This window comes from Streptomyces odonnellii, assembly GCF_000981895.1.
In the GTDB taxonomy this organism is placed as follows: domain Bacteria; phylum Actinomycetota; class Actinomycetes; order Streptomycetales; family Streptomycetaceae; genus Streptomyces; species Streptomyces odonnellii.
Window position 1 is genome coordinate 44,261 of sequence record NZ_LATD01000005.1, and the last position, 12,650, is coordinate 56,910.

Here is a 12,650-nt window from a genome sequence, read left to right on the forward strand (position 1 = left end):
TCTACCCAGGAGAGTCGTCGGCGGCCCATCGTCGATAGTGGCAGCGTCGGGCCGTTGCCTGGTGGCGTCTGTGCCAGGTGGACCAGCGCAGCAGCCTGGCCGCCGCCATGGCCGGTGGGCGGAAGATGGCGGCGAGGAGGTGGCGGATCTCCGGGATGGTCAGCGTGATCGGATCGCTGTTGCGGGCGGGCTCGTGCATATCGGCGGGCCGCTGACGTGCCGCGTCGGCGGCGACGGCTGTCAGGAAGGCCAGGGCGAGCGTGATGTGGCGGTGCCAAGAGGGCCCCACTGTCGGACCTGGTAATGGTCCAGGCCGGCCTGGCACCTGGCAGCATTCGTCCACGCTCCAGCGGATGCCAGCAACGCGGACCAGCTTCGGACAGGGAGACTTCGATGGGTGACCAGCACAGGTAGAAGGCGAGTTCGCCCCTACACAGGTCGCATCGGACTAGCGGGTGCTGGTGGCTGCCGGTGCCAATGCGGACCCAGGCCCAGTCGTAATAGCGCGCCCCTTCGCGCCGATGCCGATGCTGTGCCGCTGCCAGACCGTGGCGGGCCGGCGGCTGGCGGCGTTGTCCGCGCGGACAAGGACGCGACCGTGGCTGATCCTCACCAGGACCGAGCGGGCGAGGGCCATCACGTAGCCGGTGCCGCGTGCCTTGAGCGCGGCGCGGAGCTGAGGGCCCTGGCCGTGGGCTTCGTCGCCGAGTATGGGCCGCCGCTCGGCCCTCTGCCAGAATTCTTCCGCTCGATGCCCGACAGCAACCCGACCAGGTAGGCACGAGCCGCAGCCCGGAGTTCGACTCGCCCGAACCGGCCCGCGATCCGGGCCATGACCTGGTCGAACATCGCCCACCAGCGGGCAGGGTCTACGCTGCGGGTCGTGGCCGCCGCGCGATCTTCAGGAGTCCACACGACCCCCGCTGATTACGCGGTAGCCGTACCCGTTTCCCGGCCAGCCCTGATGTCAGATCACGAAGCTGGAAGGCAGCCTAAGGGTTGTCCCGTAAATGATCTTTAGGGCGTCCGGACATGCTTGGTCGCCGTAGGGCCCGCCGTCCTATCCGGCGAGAGCGAGGTTGTGCAGCCGGGCGATGCCGAGCATGGCGTGGTGGACGCCGTCGCCTTTGAGGCGGCAGTCGCGAAGGATCTTCCAGGTCTTCATACGGGCGAAGACGTGCTCGACGCGGGCTCGGACCTGTTTGTGGGACCTGTTGTGGTCTTCCTTCCAGCCCGGAAATTCGGTCTGGCCGTGCTTGCGGCGGTGCGGGATGACCAGGCCGGTGCCTGGGTAGCCGCCGTCGGCGATCGTGTTGATCTTACCGGCATGCGGGCCGAGGCCACCATCAGCGAGCCCGACACCGCGCCGCTCCATGCCGGGGAGGGATCATGACCCAGGCCGCCGACTCCCCGAACCGCACCAACGCCACCTCCGGGCTGCGGTTCCTGACCGAACTCATCGGCTGGACGGCCACCCCGTGGGCGCTGCACCGGATCGACTGGACGATCGCGATCACCGCGCTGGTCCTGCTGATCGGACCGCCGGCCGTCGTCGGAACACCCGGCAACCGCCCCTTCGACCCGCCGGTGGCCATCCCCGGCGCGGCAATGTTCCTGCTCGTGCTCCTCGAAGTGGCCGCCGCAGCGGTGGCACCGTGGTTCGCGTGGCCCACATGGGCGGCGGTTGTCGCGACCGCGCTGGCCGCGACATCGGCCGTGCTCGAACAGCCTCGCTGGCGTTGGCTGTTGCGCCACTAGATCACGACTCGATACGCGCCCCAGGTCGCGACCAGCAGTGCCCGGTCCTCCAGCGGAAGACTCCACGGCCGACCCCTGCGGACCACGTCCGCCCCCTCGCGCCGCAGCACCGTCACCAGCTTCCCGAACTGCCGCGGGCTCAGCCCGGTGAACGCGGATATCCAGGACGGCTCCGACGCCGTGATCACACCAGCCACAGCAAGATCATCCCAGCTTCCGCCTACCAGCCAGGTCCTGCCCACAGCACGGAAATCAGGCGACCGGGCCTGGCTGCATCGTCCACGATGACCCCATGAGCCAAGACCTTGTGACGTTCCTCCACGCACGGCTGGACGAGGAGGCCGACCTGGCCCGACGCTGCGACGGTGACGGCTGCGGGGAGTGGACCGCTCACGGGCACACGGTCGACTTCTGCCAAGTAGAACTCTCCGGCTTCCATCCCACGATCGCCCTGCACGTCGCGCTGCACGATCCGGCTCGCGTCCTTCGGGAGGTTGAAGCCAAGCGACGCGTGCTCGCCCGCCATGTACTCAGTCCTGCCACGGGCGACCCCGAACTACCGTGGGACAACCGCGACGACTGCCAGTACGACGGCGAGACCTGGCCATGCGATGACCTGCTCGACCTCGCGTCACCCTACGGCGATCACCCTGGCTACCCCCGACGCCCCTGAGACGGGGATCGTTTTACGGGACAGCCCCTAGCGTCGAAGTCGCCAACGGGTCGTAGCTCAAGGGCTGGAGCACGGCATAAGTGTTACCGAGGAGCTGGTTCGAATCCAGCCGACCCGACAAATCTCCCAGTGGGTAGCGCTCGGACGCTCGGCCACAGCGCTCGGCGCCGCAAAAAAATCCCTTACGCTAAAATCGCAACCAAACAGGCTAGGTGCACTCCAGATGAAAATTGCAATCACCGGAGGCGGAAGCGCCGGACATGTCGTTCCCGCCCTCGCCGTGGCGGCCCGACCCTCTGAACAAGGCGTAAAGGAACTGGTGTTCTTCGGGCGGCCGGACAGCATCGAACACGAATACGCCCGGAAGGCCGGCATTCCGTTTTGCCCCGTCCCCTCTGCGGGTCTGAAGCGCTACGGCTCATGGAGCAACCTGCTGATGCCACTCACCGTCCTGCGCGGCATCGCTGCGGCAGCGAAGGCCATGCGACGCGAGCGACCCATCACCCTGTTCTCAAAAGGCTCTTACGTGTCCGTGCCTGTCGGGATTGCCGCCTGGATTTGCGGAGTCCCGATCGTGGTCCACGAGTCCGACCACTCCCTTGGCCTCGCCAACAAGATCGTCGCCCGGATGGCCACCAGGGTCTGCCTGTCCGTCGCCGCGCCCGCCGACACACCGCGATGGCTCGCCCGGAAACCGCCGTCACCGGCCTGCCCCTGCGCCATGACCTGGCCGTCGGCGAACCAGAGCGACTGCGACGGCGACTTGGAGTCCCTGCTGGCGTGCCGGTTCTGCTGATCTTCTGCGGCAGCAGCGGATCCCAACGCATCAATGACGCCGTACAGAGCCAACTTGGCGCCCTGTGCGCGCGGTTTGCGGTCGTTCATGTCCGAGGGAAGGGCAACCTCGACCGCTCGCTCAAGGGGGTACCCGGGGTATTGGCAACTGGAGTACCTGCACGACGAGATGGCCGATGCCCTGTGGTTGGCAGACCTGGTGATCGGGCGTGCCGGCGCGACGACGCTTGCCGAACTCGAAGCGCTCGGCAAGCGGGCCGTACTCATCCCACTGCCCGCGACGGTCAGCCGTGGCGACCAGCTCGACAACGCAGCCGCCTACGCGCGACGACACCTCGGGCAGTGCATCGTGGTACCTGACGACGACAAGCTGCACGGCGGAGCGTCTCTGGCCAAGGCGTGCATGGAGCTTGCCGCCGACCTCGGCCGGATCAATCGGGAGCGGCCCGGCCCAGAAACCATCCATCGCGCCGCCGACCTGATCGCACAGGAGACCGTCGCCGCAGCCAAGCCGGGTCGCACCCGTCGCGCCCGGTAGAACTCAGCCGTCGTGGTGCCCGTACATCGCCAGGATCTGGTCGTCGGACTCCCCGCGGTGGTACACGTGGAAATGCAGGTGCTGAGACTCCTGATTGAGCCCGACGTTCGTGGTGACAGAAGCCGCGCCGTGCTCCTCCTTGATCTGCGCCGCGACCTGCCGTACAACCGCCATGACCTTCGCCAGCAGTTCGTCACCCCCGTCACCGAGGTCGATCAGCGACGGAATATGCTGCTTCGGCACCACCACGACGTGCACCGGATGCGCGGGGTTGGTGTGCTCAAACGCTAGCACATCCTCCGTCTCCACCACCACCTTGACCGGCGTAAGCCCAGGGATGGCCTGATGGCAGTAGAAGTCCGAAGCCGACGGGGCCACAGCAGAGGTCACAGTGAGTAACTTTCCATGTCGGACGGTAACGTCACCGTTACCCTACCGTCCAGCCCCTATCTGCCCCTGCCTCGCATCAGCCCCCTGAGATCGTGACGTGGAACGCTCGGCCGAGCCCCCCGCCCCTGTTCCCGAAATCCCGAATGTCACCGCACGAGGTCAAGCCCCCACCTTGCCAGTAGTACATCAGCTCGAAGCCGCCACCTTCGCGGCACGGACCATCGGCCACGCACCGGATACGGACGGTTCGACAGCCATACGGCCGCCGGGAAGCCTCCGATCGTGAGCTGACGACGCGTCATAAAAGTCAGCATTGGGTCAGCATGAGCTCTGGCACACATGAGAAGAGGCGGCAGCACCTGCGACTCGAACCGGCTCTCTCAATCGGACCACCCTGGCCGGGGCGCCGGATCGCACCACCGCGGGAATCGACGATCAGAGAATGCCATCCGGCCCGCGGACACGAACGCGCGGGTCAGCGCGTGCGGCCGCGCGGTTTCAGTGGGGCCGGCGGGAGGGCCGGGGCGGGGAGACGGGCGCCGTCGTAGCCGTGGACCTCACCGAACCGGGAGCCCTCCATCCAGCCGCGCCGGGCCTCCTCGATCTCCTCGTGCGTGCGGCCGACGAAGTTCCACCACATGACGATCTCCTCCTCGAACGGTTCCCCGCCGAGGAGCATCAGGCCCGCGTCGGACTGTGCGTGGAGGGGGAGTTCGGAGCGGCCGCAGCCGAGGTAGAGCATGGAGCCGGGCAGTACGGGAACGCCGTCGACCTCGGCCTCGCCGGACATGGAGAGGACCGCGTACTCGAAGTCCGGTTCGAGGGGCAGGCGGGTCCGGGTGCCGCGGGTCAGGGACAGGTCGGCGCCGGTGAGGGGGCTGTACGCCGTGCCGGGTGAGACCGTGCCGTCCAGTGTGCCGAGGATGACGGTGGCGGTCAGTCCCGGGGCCGTGACCGTGGGCAGGTCCGCGTGGTGCTGGAAGTGCGGCTCGACCTGGCGGTGGGCGTCGGGGAGCGCCACCCAGAGCTGGGCACCGTGCAGAAAGCGGGCATGCGACTTCGGGCTCTCCTCGGAGTGGGAGATCGCGCGGCCCGAGGTCATCAGGCCCAGTTCCCGTGGCCGTACGGTCTGGAGGCTGCCCACGCTGTCCCGGTGCAGGACCTCGCCCTCATGCAGCCAGCTCACCGTCTGGAGGCCCATATGGGGGTGCGGCGGCACCTGCATCCCCGGCTCGTCCGCGATGTCGTCCGGGCCGTAGTGGTCGACGAAGGCCCACGCGCCCACCATGCGGCGGCCGAGGTTGGGCAGCAGCCGGCGGACCTCGGTGGATCCGCCGAGCTGGACCCGGCGCGGGCTCAGCAGTTCGCGCACCGGTTCGGCGACGACGAAGCCGCGACCGCCGCAGACGGTGACGGCGGCCTGACGATCAAGATTGCTCATGGCGCCAACCTAGTCCCGTGGCGTCCGGAGGGGCAGTGTCCAGCGGTATCCGCACCACCGGGACCCACACTCCATCGATCGTGGAATTTTCAACCAACCATGCCTGTTGTGGGCGTACGACACCGGAACAGGAGGGTAAGTGGACACCTACTACGAGTACGGGACGGCCGCCGAGCGCTGGGACCGCGCTCAGCTCTTCTTCGAGGCCAAGGAGTATGTGACAGCCGCCCGCATCCTCACCGGGCTGGTGGCCGAGGTGCCGGAGCAGGTGGCCCCGCGGCTGCTGCTCGCCCGTACGTACTACCACTCCGCGCGGCTGGGAAAGGCGGAGGCCGAACTGCGTACCGTACTGGAGCGCGACCCGGTGGAGGCGTACGCGCGGCTCATGCTGGGCCGCACCCTGGAGCGGCAGGGCCGCCGTGCCGAGGCCGCCACCCAGCTCCGGATGGCCGCCGCGCTCGCCGGTGAGTTCCCCACCGAGCAAGCGCCATCAGAGCAACCAGAGGAAAGCTGAGGACCCCCACGGGCCGGGAGCGGGCCAGGCGTCAGCCTCCGGCCCGCTCCCGGCCCCGGCCCGTTCAGGCCTCGCCCGTTCAGCCTCCGCCCGCCCCCCGTCCCGGCCGTTCAACCACCGGCCCTCTCAGCCTCCGTCCTCGGCCGGCTCCGCCGCGTGCCACACCGTCGTGATGTCGCAGAACTCGCGGATCCCATGCCCCGACAGCTCCCGCCCGTACCCCGATCTCTTCACTCCCCCGAAGGGCAGCGCCGGGTGCGAGGCCGTCATCCCGTTGAAGAAGATCCCGCCCGCCTCCAGATCGCGGACAAAGCGGCGTACGTCGTCCTCGTCGCGCGTCCATACGTTGGAACTCAGCCCGAACGGTGTGTCGTTGGCCAGTTCCACCGCCTCGTCCAGATCCGCGGCCCGGTACAGCGTGGCGACCGGGCCGAACGCCTCCTCGTGATGGATCCGCATCGCGTCGGTGATGCCGGTGAGGACGGTGGGCTCGTAGTACCAGCCCCGCTCGCACTTTTCCGGGCGCCGGGCGCCGCACAGCGCGGTCGCGCCCCGGCTCAGCGCGTCCTCGACGAGTTCCTCCAGGTCGGCGCGGCCACGCTCGGTGGAGAGCGGCCCGACGTCGGTGGACTCGTCGAGCGGATCGCCCACGGTCAGCTCGCGCATCCCGGCGGTGAACCGGTCGGCGAAGGCGTCGTACACCTTCTCGTGCACGATGAACCGTTTGGCAGCGATGCACGACTGGCCGTTGTTCTGCACCCGGGCCGTCACCGCGGTCCTGGCCGCGCGCTCGATGTCCGCGGAGGGCATCACGAGGTACGGGTCGCTGCCGCCCAGTTCCAGAACGGTCTTCTTGACCTCGTCGCCCGCGATCGCGGCCACCGAGCGCCCCGCCGGTTCGCTGCCGGTGAGCGTCGCGGCGGCCACCCGCGGGTCGCGCAGGACGGATTCGACCGCGTCGGAGCCGATCAGCAGGGTCTGGAAGCAGCCGTCCTGGAAGCCCGCGCGCCGGAAGAGATCCTCCAGACAGAGCGCGGTCTGCGGCACGTTCGAGGCGTGCTTGAGGAGGCAGACGTTGCCCGCCATCAGGCCGGGAGCGGCGAAGCGTACGACCTGCCAGAGCGGGAAGTTCCACGGCATCACCGCGAGCACCACGCCCAGCGGCCGGTAGTGGACCCGCACCCGGGAGGCCCCGCTGTCCTTGACGTCGGCGTCGGCGGGGAATTCGTCCCCGAGCAGTTCCTCGGCGTACGTGGCGTACCAGCGCATGGCCTTCGCGCACTTCGCGGCCTCGGCACGGGCCGCCGCGACCGGCTTGCCCATCTCGGTGGTCATCGTGCGGGCGAGGTCGGGCCCGTCCTGGTCCAGCAGTCCGGCGGCACGGTTCAGCAGCCGGGCGCGCTCGTCGAATCCGGTGGTGCGGTAGCGCCGGAACGCGGCGTGGGCGGTGGCGATGCGGCGCTCGATCTCCTCCGGCGCCAGCGCGTCGAAGGTCTTCAGCGTCTCCCCGGTGGCGGGATTGACCGTGGCGATGGGCATGGGCCGCTCCTCCCCATATGAACTCCGGCCGTCCAGAATTCCGGCCGGCCGGTGAACTCCGGCCGTCCGAACTCCGACAGTCCGACCCTCGCGCGCACCGCCCGCCCCCGCAACCGCACCCCGGCCAGCGCGCCCCCTCAGCGGATGATCTTCTCCACCAGCAGCCGCACGCCCGCCGCGATCGAGTCCGCGTCGATCCCCGCCGCCCGGAGCTGCTCACGCGGCGTCGCCGACCCCGGAACCCGGTCCACCGCCAGCCGTACCAGCCGCTTGGGCGCCGGGCGGCCGTCCGAGAACACCTCGGCCACCGCGTCCCCCACGCCACCTTGCGGACGGTGGTCCTCCACCGTGATCAGACAGCCCGTGTCGGACGCCGCCGCCTGAAGCGTGTGCTCGTCGGCCGGCTTGACCGAGTAAAGGTCGATCACCCGTACGGGAATGCCCTCGATGGCCAGCAGATCCGCGGCCTTGAGGCACTCGTGCACGGTGACACCAGCGCCGATCAGGGTCACCCGGTCGCCGTCCGAGCGACGGAGCACCTTGCTGCCGCCCACGGGGAACTCCTCGTCGGGCCCGTAGATCACCGGGGTCGCTCCCCGGAGCGTACGGAGATAGCGGATGCCGGAGAGGGCGTGCATGTCCGCCACCAGCCGTGCCGTCTGGTTGGCGTCGCAGGGATGCAGCACCGTGGTGCCGTGCACCGCGCGGAACATCGCCAGGTCCTCCAGGCCCATCTGCGACGGACCGTCCTGGCCGATCGAGACGCCCGCGTGTGAGCCGACCACATTGATCGAGGCCCGGCCGACGGACGCCATCCGCAGGAAGTCGTGCGCGCGGGTCAGGAAGGCCGCGAAGGTCGAGGCGAAGGGGACGAAGCCCAGCGCCTGCATGCCGACGGCCGCGGCGATGAGCTGCTGTTCGGCGATGTAGCACTCGAAGAACCGGTCGGGGTGCTCCTTCGCGAAGAACTCGACCCGGGTGGAGTCGCTGACCTCGCCGTCGAGCGCGACGACCTCGCCCTTGGCCGTACCGAGCGCGGCGAGGGCCCGTCCGTACGCGTCGCGGGTGGCTATCGAGTCGCCGATCTCGTAGCGCGGCAGTTCGAGGGTGACGGGATGCCTGGCGGTACGGGCGGGGGCCTCGGCTCCTGCGGGCTTCGCCACGGAGACCCGGATGGAGCGCCGGCCGCCCAGTTCCTCGATCGCGCTCTCGGCGTCGGGCAGCGGCTTGCCGTGCATGCCCTCGCGGTCCTCGACGGAGGCGACGCCCTTGCCCTTCCGGGTGCCCGCGATGATCGCGGTCGGCCTGCGGCCGGTCGACCGGGCCTCGTTGAAGGCCGCGTCCACGGCGTCGACGTCATGGCCGTCGATCTCGATGGTGTGCCAGTCGAACGCGCGGAGCCTGCGCCCGTACGCCTCCAGGTCCCGCTGGTGGCGGGTGGGGCCGCGCTGGCCGAGCCGGTTGACGTCGATGACGAGGGTCAGCGAGTCGAGATGCTCGACCCCGGCGTGCTCGATCGCCTCCCACACCGATCCCTCGGCCATCTCGCTGTCGCCGGAGAGCACCCAGACGTGGTACGGGGTACGGCCGAGCCGCTGGCCGGCGAGCGCCATGCCGACTCCCACGGGCAGCCCCTGGCCCAGCGAGCCGGTGGCGACATCGATCCAGGGAAGCTCCGGGGTCGGATGGCCTTCGAGCCGGCTGCCGAGCGTGCGGTAGGTGAGGAACTCCTGCTCGTCGATCGCGCCCGCCGCCAGATACATGGAGTACAGCAGCGGCGTGGCATGGCCCTTGGAGAAGATGAGGCGGTCGTTGCCCGGATGGGCGGGGCGGTCGAAGTCGTAGTGCAGATGCTTGGCGAGCAGTACCGCCATCAGATCGGCCGCGGACATGGAGGAGGTCGGATGGCCCGATCCGGCCTTGTCCGCGACCCGTACCGAGTCGACCCTCAACTGCTGTCCCAGTTCGGCCAGTTCTTCGCTGTTCATGTCACTCCTCGCGGGGTGTGCGGTCTGGGTCGGGGGTGTCGGGTCCGCCGGGTACGCGCGCCAGCTCCGGCGACGACGATTCGAGCGGTACGGTCCACGAGCGGACCAGACCGAGCTGTACGGCCTGTCGCGGCAGGACCGAGTCGAGCAGCCAGTCGGCGGCGACGCGCACCCGGTTGCCCGGCATGGCCGCCAGGTGGTAGCCACGGGTGACGGCGCCCGCGAGCGGTCCGGACAGCGGCACCCCGAGCGGGTTGGCCGCGGCCTTGACACCGCCGAGATCCACGACGAACCCCAAGTCGTTGTGCCGGTAGGCCTGCTGCTCGCCGTGGCCGAGGGAGGCGATCACGTTGTGGGCCGCCACCCTGCCCTGCCTGCTGGCGTGCTGGGCGGTCATCGGGGTGAACCGGCCCGGCCTGGTGAGGTCGGGTACGGCCGCGGCGTCACCACAGGCGAACACCTCCGGGTGGCCGGGCACATTGAGCTGTGAATCGACCAGCAGCCGGCCCCGCTCGACGGGCAGGCCGACTCCGGAGACCAGCGGGTCGGGCCGTACGCCCACGCACCACACCAGGGTGTGCGTCTCGATGAACTCGCCGTCGTCCAGGGTCACTCCGGTCGGCCCGGCGCGTTTGACGGAGGTACGGGTCCGTACGTCGACACCGCGCCGGCGCAGTACCCGGTCCGCGGTGGTGGAGAGCCTGCGGTCCAGTTCGGGCAGGACGCGCGGGGCGATGTCGAGGAGCATCCAGCGGGGCCTGCACGCATGGCGCCAGGCGGGCTGTTTGCGGACCAGGGCATCGGTGAAGAGCTGGCCCTGAGCGGCGACTTCGGTGCCGGTGTAGCCCGCCCCGACCACGACGAAGGTGGTACGGGCGGCTGCCTCGCCATGGTCGGCGGTATCGGCGGCCAGCTCTATCTGGCGGGTGACATGGTCGCGCAGATAGAGCGCCTCGGGTAGTCCGCGGAAGCCGTGCGCGTACTCGGCGACGCCGGGCACCGGCAGCAGTTTGTTGACACTGCCCACGGCCAGGACGAGCCGGTCGTACGTCAGCTCGCCGCGCTCGCCCTCCGGTCCCCGGTAGCCGACACACCGCGATTCCAGGTCGACATGGTCGGCCTCGCCGAGGACGAGCCGTACGCGCCGCAGGGTCCCGGGGAGGGAGACGGTCACTCGGCGCGCCTCCAGAATGCCCGCGGCGACCTGGGGCAGGAGCGGGAGATAGAGAAAGTAGTCCGTGGGGTTCAGCAGGACCACTTCCGCTCTGCCCTTCAGGCGGCGGGAGAGCGTGTGGGCGGCTTCGTAGCCGGCGAATCCAGCCCCGACGATGACTATGCGTTTCTGGCTCACGTTCGACTCCGGACTGTTACATAACGGGTCGTACGGGACGACTTGTCACGTGCCCGCCGAGGGCGGCGACAAACACCCCGGCCCGCCGCGCGCCCCGCGGACCCCGCAGCACGAGCCGCCCCACCTGGGCTTCTTCCGCCGGTTGACACGGTGGGGAGAGGTGGGAAGGTGGACCCAGAGGAAGGAGCCGCCCCTTCCCACCGGCAGGACCCCGACGCGCCGGCGCACGGCCGGCCCGCGGGGAGCGAGGCCCTGGGAGTACGACGTGAGCGGCGACGGCGACGAGAGTGACGGGCTGATGGGTGACGAGGTCTACCAGCCGGACGGCTCGGAGATCATCGACGACGAGGGCATCCTCGACCCCGAGGACACCCTGCTCGACCGCGGCTCCGACCCCTTCGACGAGGGCTGGTCGCCGCCGGAGCGCCCGCTGGGCGTGGAGCACACCGGGACGACGGCCGCCGAGCAGCGCAGGGGCGAGACGCTGGACCAGCGGCTCGCCGAGGAGGTCCCCGATCTGACGGCCCCGGTGGGGGACGGCATCGGCGATCTGCCGTACGGAGAGGGCGAGACGCTCGACGACGAGGTCGGCGACGACCGCTCGGGGCGACTGGTGGCGCCCGACGAGGGAGCGCACGAGGACGCCGAGAAGGACATGATCGCGAGCGATGTGGGGATCGACGGTGCCGCGGCGTCGGCGGAGGAGGCCGCGGTGCATCTCATTCCGTACACGGAGGAGTCCGAGGTCCCGTATGCCGACGAGGACGAGATGCCGTACGGCGACGAGGACGAGTACGGGCCGCCGTGAGCCGCGGGAGCACGGCGAACGCGGTGCTGCGAGCACGGCGGACGAAACGCGGTGAGAGCGCGGCAGAGGCGGTACACGACAAGCGACGTACACCGGAGGCGAGCGCCGTACACCGGAAGCGGGTGAACTCCCGCGTGGTGTACGGCGCTTCTTCTGGATGTACGGCACGTCAGCGCGGGTCACATGCGGTCAGGCCGGTACGGGAACGGCCGGCCGGACCGGAAGAGCCGGGAGATCCGGGAAGGGGGCGGGCTCCGGGACCGGCTGGCGCCGCGCGGCGTCGAGTCCGCCGAGCGGGGCCCGCGGCCCCCGCGGTATGTCCTGCGGGCTGCGCACACTTCTGGTGAACCAGATGACCTTGCCCTGGGCCGTGGGGCAGGTGCCCCAGCTGTCGCTCAGCGCGGCGACCCGCGCCAGCCCTCCGCCGCCCGCGGTACGCAGCCGGGGCATCCTGGGGCCGTTGTCCTCGACGGACACCGTGAGATGGCGGCCCGTCCAGCGCAGTTCGAGTACACAGTGGTTGTCGTCGCCGGTATGACGATGGACATTGGTCAGAAGTTCGGCGACGGCCCTGCCGACGGGATCGACGTGCAGTTCGAGCTTCCAGCGCCGGAGATGGGCTGCGACGATATGCCGGAGCTGCGCGACGCGCTCCGGGGAGGCGTGCAATTCCACCACGTGGTGACGGGCGAGTGGAACTGTCATGGTCGAGGCTCCTCACGCAGAGGCCCACAGGCTTCGCCACGTTGTACCCCTGCCGCCGGCGTCAACCGCGTACCGCTGCCGCGTACCCGTACCACTGCTGACGACGTACCAACGACCCCCGAGCACGAAGCGTGAGCGATAACCACTTCT

The 12,650-nt window shown here is 69.7% G+C and carries 14 protein-coding genes, 1 tRNA gene and 2 pseudogenes; 8 read left to right on the forward strand and 9 right to left on the reverse strand.

From position 1 onward, the window contains the following. Position 1: 1 nt before the first annotated feature. Positions 2–289, reverse strand: a complete 288-nt coding sequence (locus WH07_RS40170) for a hypothetical protein (RefSeq protein ID WP_052744179.1) — start codon at positions 287–289, stop codon at positions 2–4. Between the two features lie 309 nt (positions 290–598). On the opposite strand from WH07_RS40170, the gene WH07_RS40175 reads away from it, so the two are divergent. Then, positions 599–778, forward strand: a complete 180-nt coding sequence (locus tag WH07_RS40175; RefSeq protein WP_052744180.1) for a hypothetical protein — start codon at positions 599–601, stop codon at positions 776–778. A gap of 282 nt (positions 779–1,060) precedes the next feature. Here the strand turns inward: WH07_RS40175 and WH07_RS00785 are convergent. After that, positions 1,061–1,324 (reverse strand): annotated as a pseudogene (locus tag WH07_RS00785) (transposase); the annotation flags it as partial. A gap of 65 nt (positions 1,325–1,389) precedes the next feature. On the opposite strand from WH07_RS00785, the gene WH07_RS00790 reads away from it, so the two are divergent. Further along, positions 1,390–1,758 carry a hypothetical protein gene (locus WH07_RS00790; protein ID WP_046494212.1) on the forward strand — a complete coding sequence of 123 codons (369 nt, stop codon included), beginning with the start codon at positions 1,390–1,392 and terminating at the stop codon, positions 1,756–1,758. A gap of 22 nt (positions 1,759–1,780) precedes the next feature. Here the strand turns inward: WH07_RS00790 and WH07_RS00795 are convergent. Further along, a pseudogene (locus WH07_RS00795) lies at positions 1,781–1,955 on the reverse strand (IS5/IS1182 family transposase); the annotation flags it as partial. Between the two features lie 95 nt (positions 1,956–2,050). Here WH07_RS00795 and WH07_RS00800 point away from each other — a divergent pair. The 4 genes from WH07_RS00800 (at position 2,051) to WH07_RS41675 (ending at position 3,764) form a co-directional block, all read left to right on the forward strand. Further along, the gene (locus WH07_RS00800; protein ID WP_046494213.1) at positions 2,051–2,431 is read left to right on the forward strand and encodes a DUF6221 family protein; all 381 of its coding nucleotides are present in this window, start codon (positions 2,051–2,053) and stop codon (positions 2,429–2,431) included. A gap of 46 nt (positions 2,432–2,477) precedes the next feature. Beyond that, a tRNA-Thr gene (locus tag WH07_RS00805) sits at positions 2,478–2,549 on the forward strand. A 105-nt stretch (positions 2,550–2,654) separates the two neighbouring features. Beyond that, positions 2,655–3,227: a glycosyltransferase gene (locus tag WH07_RS40725; RefSeq protein WP_232788653.1), complete on the forward strand. Its 573-nt coding sequence runs from the start codon at positions 2,655–2,657 to the stop codon at positions 3,225–3,227. A gap of 168 nt (positions 3,228–3,395) precedes the next feature. After that, complete coding sequence (locus tag WH07_RS41675) at positions 3,396–3,764, forward strand: glycosyltransferase (protein ID WP_269801340.1); 369 nt, start codon at positions 3,396–3,398, stop codon at positions 3,762–3,764. A 3-nt stretch (positions 3,765–3,767) separates the two neighbouring features. Here WH07_RS41675 and WH07_RS00815 read toward each other — a convergent pair whose 3' ends face one another. After that, positions 3,768–4,154, reverse strand: a complete 387-nt coding sequence (locus tag WH07_RS00815; RefSeq protein ID WP_046494214.1) for an HIT domain-containing protein — start codon at positions 4,152–4,154, stop codon at positions 3,768–3,770. 475 nt (positions 4,155–4,629) lie between these two features. Beyond that, the gene (locus WH07_RS00820; protein ID WP_046494215.1) at positions 4,630–5,595 is read right to left on the reverse strand and encodes a pirin family protein; all 966 of its coding nucleotides are present in this window, start codon (positions 5,593–5,595) and stop codon (positions 4,630–4,632) included. 139 nt (positions 5,596–5,734) lie between these two features. On the opposite strand from WH07_RS00820, the gene WH07_RS00825 reads away from it, so the two are divergent. After that, positions 5,735–6,109, forward strand: a complete 375-nt coding sequence (locus WH07_RS00825; RefSeq protein WP_046494216.1) for a tetratricopeptide repeat protein — start codon at positions 5,735–5,737, stop codon at positions 6,107–6,109. A 126-nt stretch (positions 6,110–6,235) separates the two neighbouring features. On the opposite strand, the gene WH07_RS00830 is transcribed toward WH07_RS00825, so the two are convergent. The 3 genes from WH07_RS00830 to WH07_RS00840 all read right to left on the reverse strand — a co-directional run bounded on the left by WH07_RS00830 (position 6,236) and on the right by WH07_RS00840 (position 10,987). Beyond that, positions 6,236–7,648 (reverse strand): NADP-dependent succinic semialdehyde dehydrogenase, encoded by a 1,413-nt coding sequence (locus WH07_RS00830; RefSeq protein WP_046494217.1) that lies wholly within the window; start codon positions 7,646–7,648, stop codon positions 6,236–6,238. Positions 7,649–7,785: 137 nt separating this feature from the next. Beyond that, positions 7,786–9,636, reverse strand: a complete 1,851-nt coding sequence (locus WH07_RS00835; RefSeq protein WP_046494218.1) for a transketolase — start codon at positions 9,634–9,636, stop codon at positions 7,786–7,788. A gap of 1 nt (position 9,637) precedes the next feature. Next, positions 9,638–10,987 carry an NAD(P)/FAD-dependent oxidoreductase gene (locus WH07_RS00840; RefSeq protein WP_046494219.1) on the reverse strand — a complete coding sequence of 450 codons (1,350 nt, stop codon included), beginning with the start codon at positions 10,985–10,987 and terminating at the stop codon, positions 9,638–9,640. Between the two features lie 298 nt (positions 10,988–11,285). On the opposite strand from WH07_RS00840, the gene WH07_RS00845 reads away from it, so the two are divergent. Next, complete coding sequence (locus WH07_RS00845; RefSeq protein ID WP_232788658.1) at positions 11,286–11,795, forward strand: DUF5709 domain-containing protein; 510 nt, start codon at positions 11,286–11,288, stop codon at positions 11,793–11,795. 189 nt (positions 11,796–11,984) lie between these two features. On the opposite strand, the gene WH07_RS00850 is transcribed toward WH07_RS00845, so the two are convergent. After that, positions 11,985–12,500 carry an ATP-binding protein gene (locus WH07_RS00850; RefSeq protein ID WP_046494220.1) on the reverse strand — a complete coding sequence of 172 codons (516 nt, stop codon included), beginning with the start codon at positions 12,498–12,500 and terminating at the stop codon, positions 11,985–11,987. Positions 12,501–12,650 lie beyond the last annotated feature (150 nt).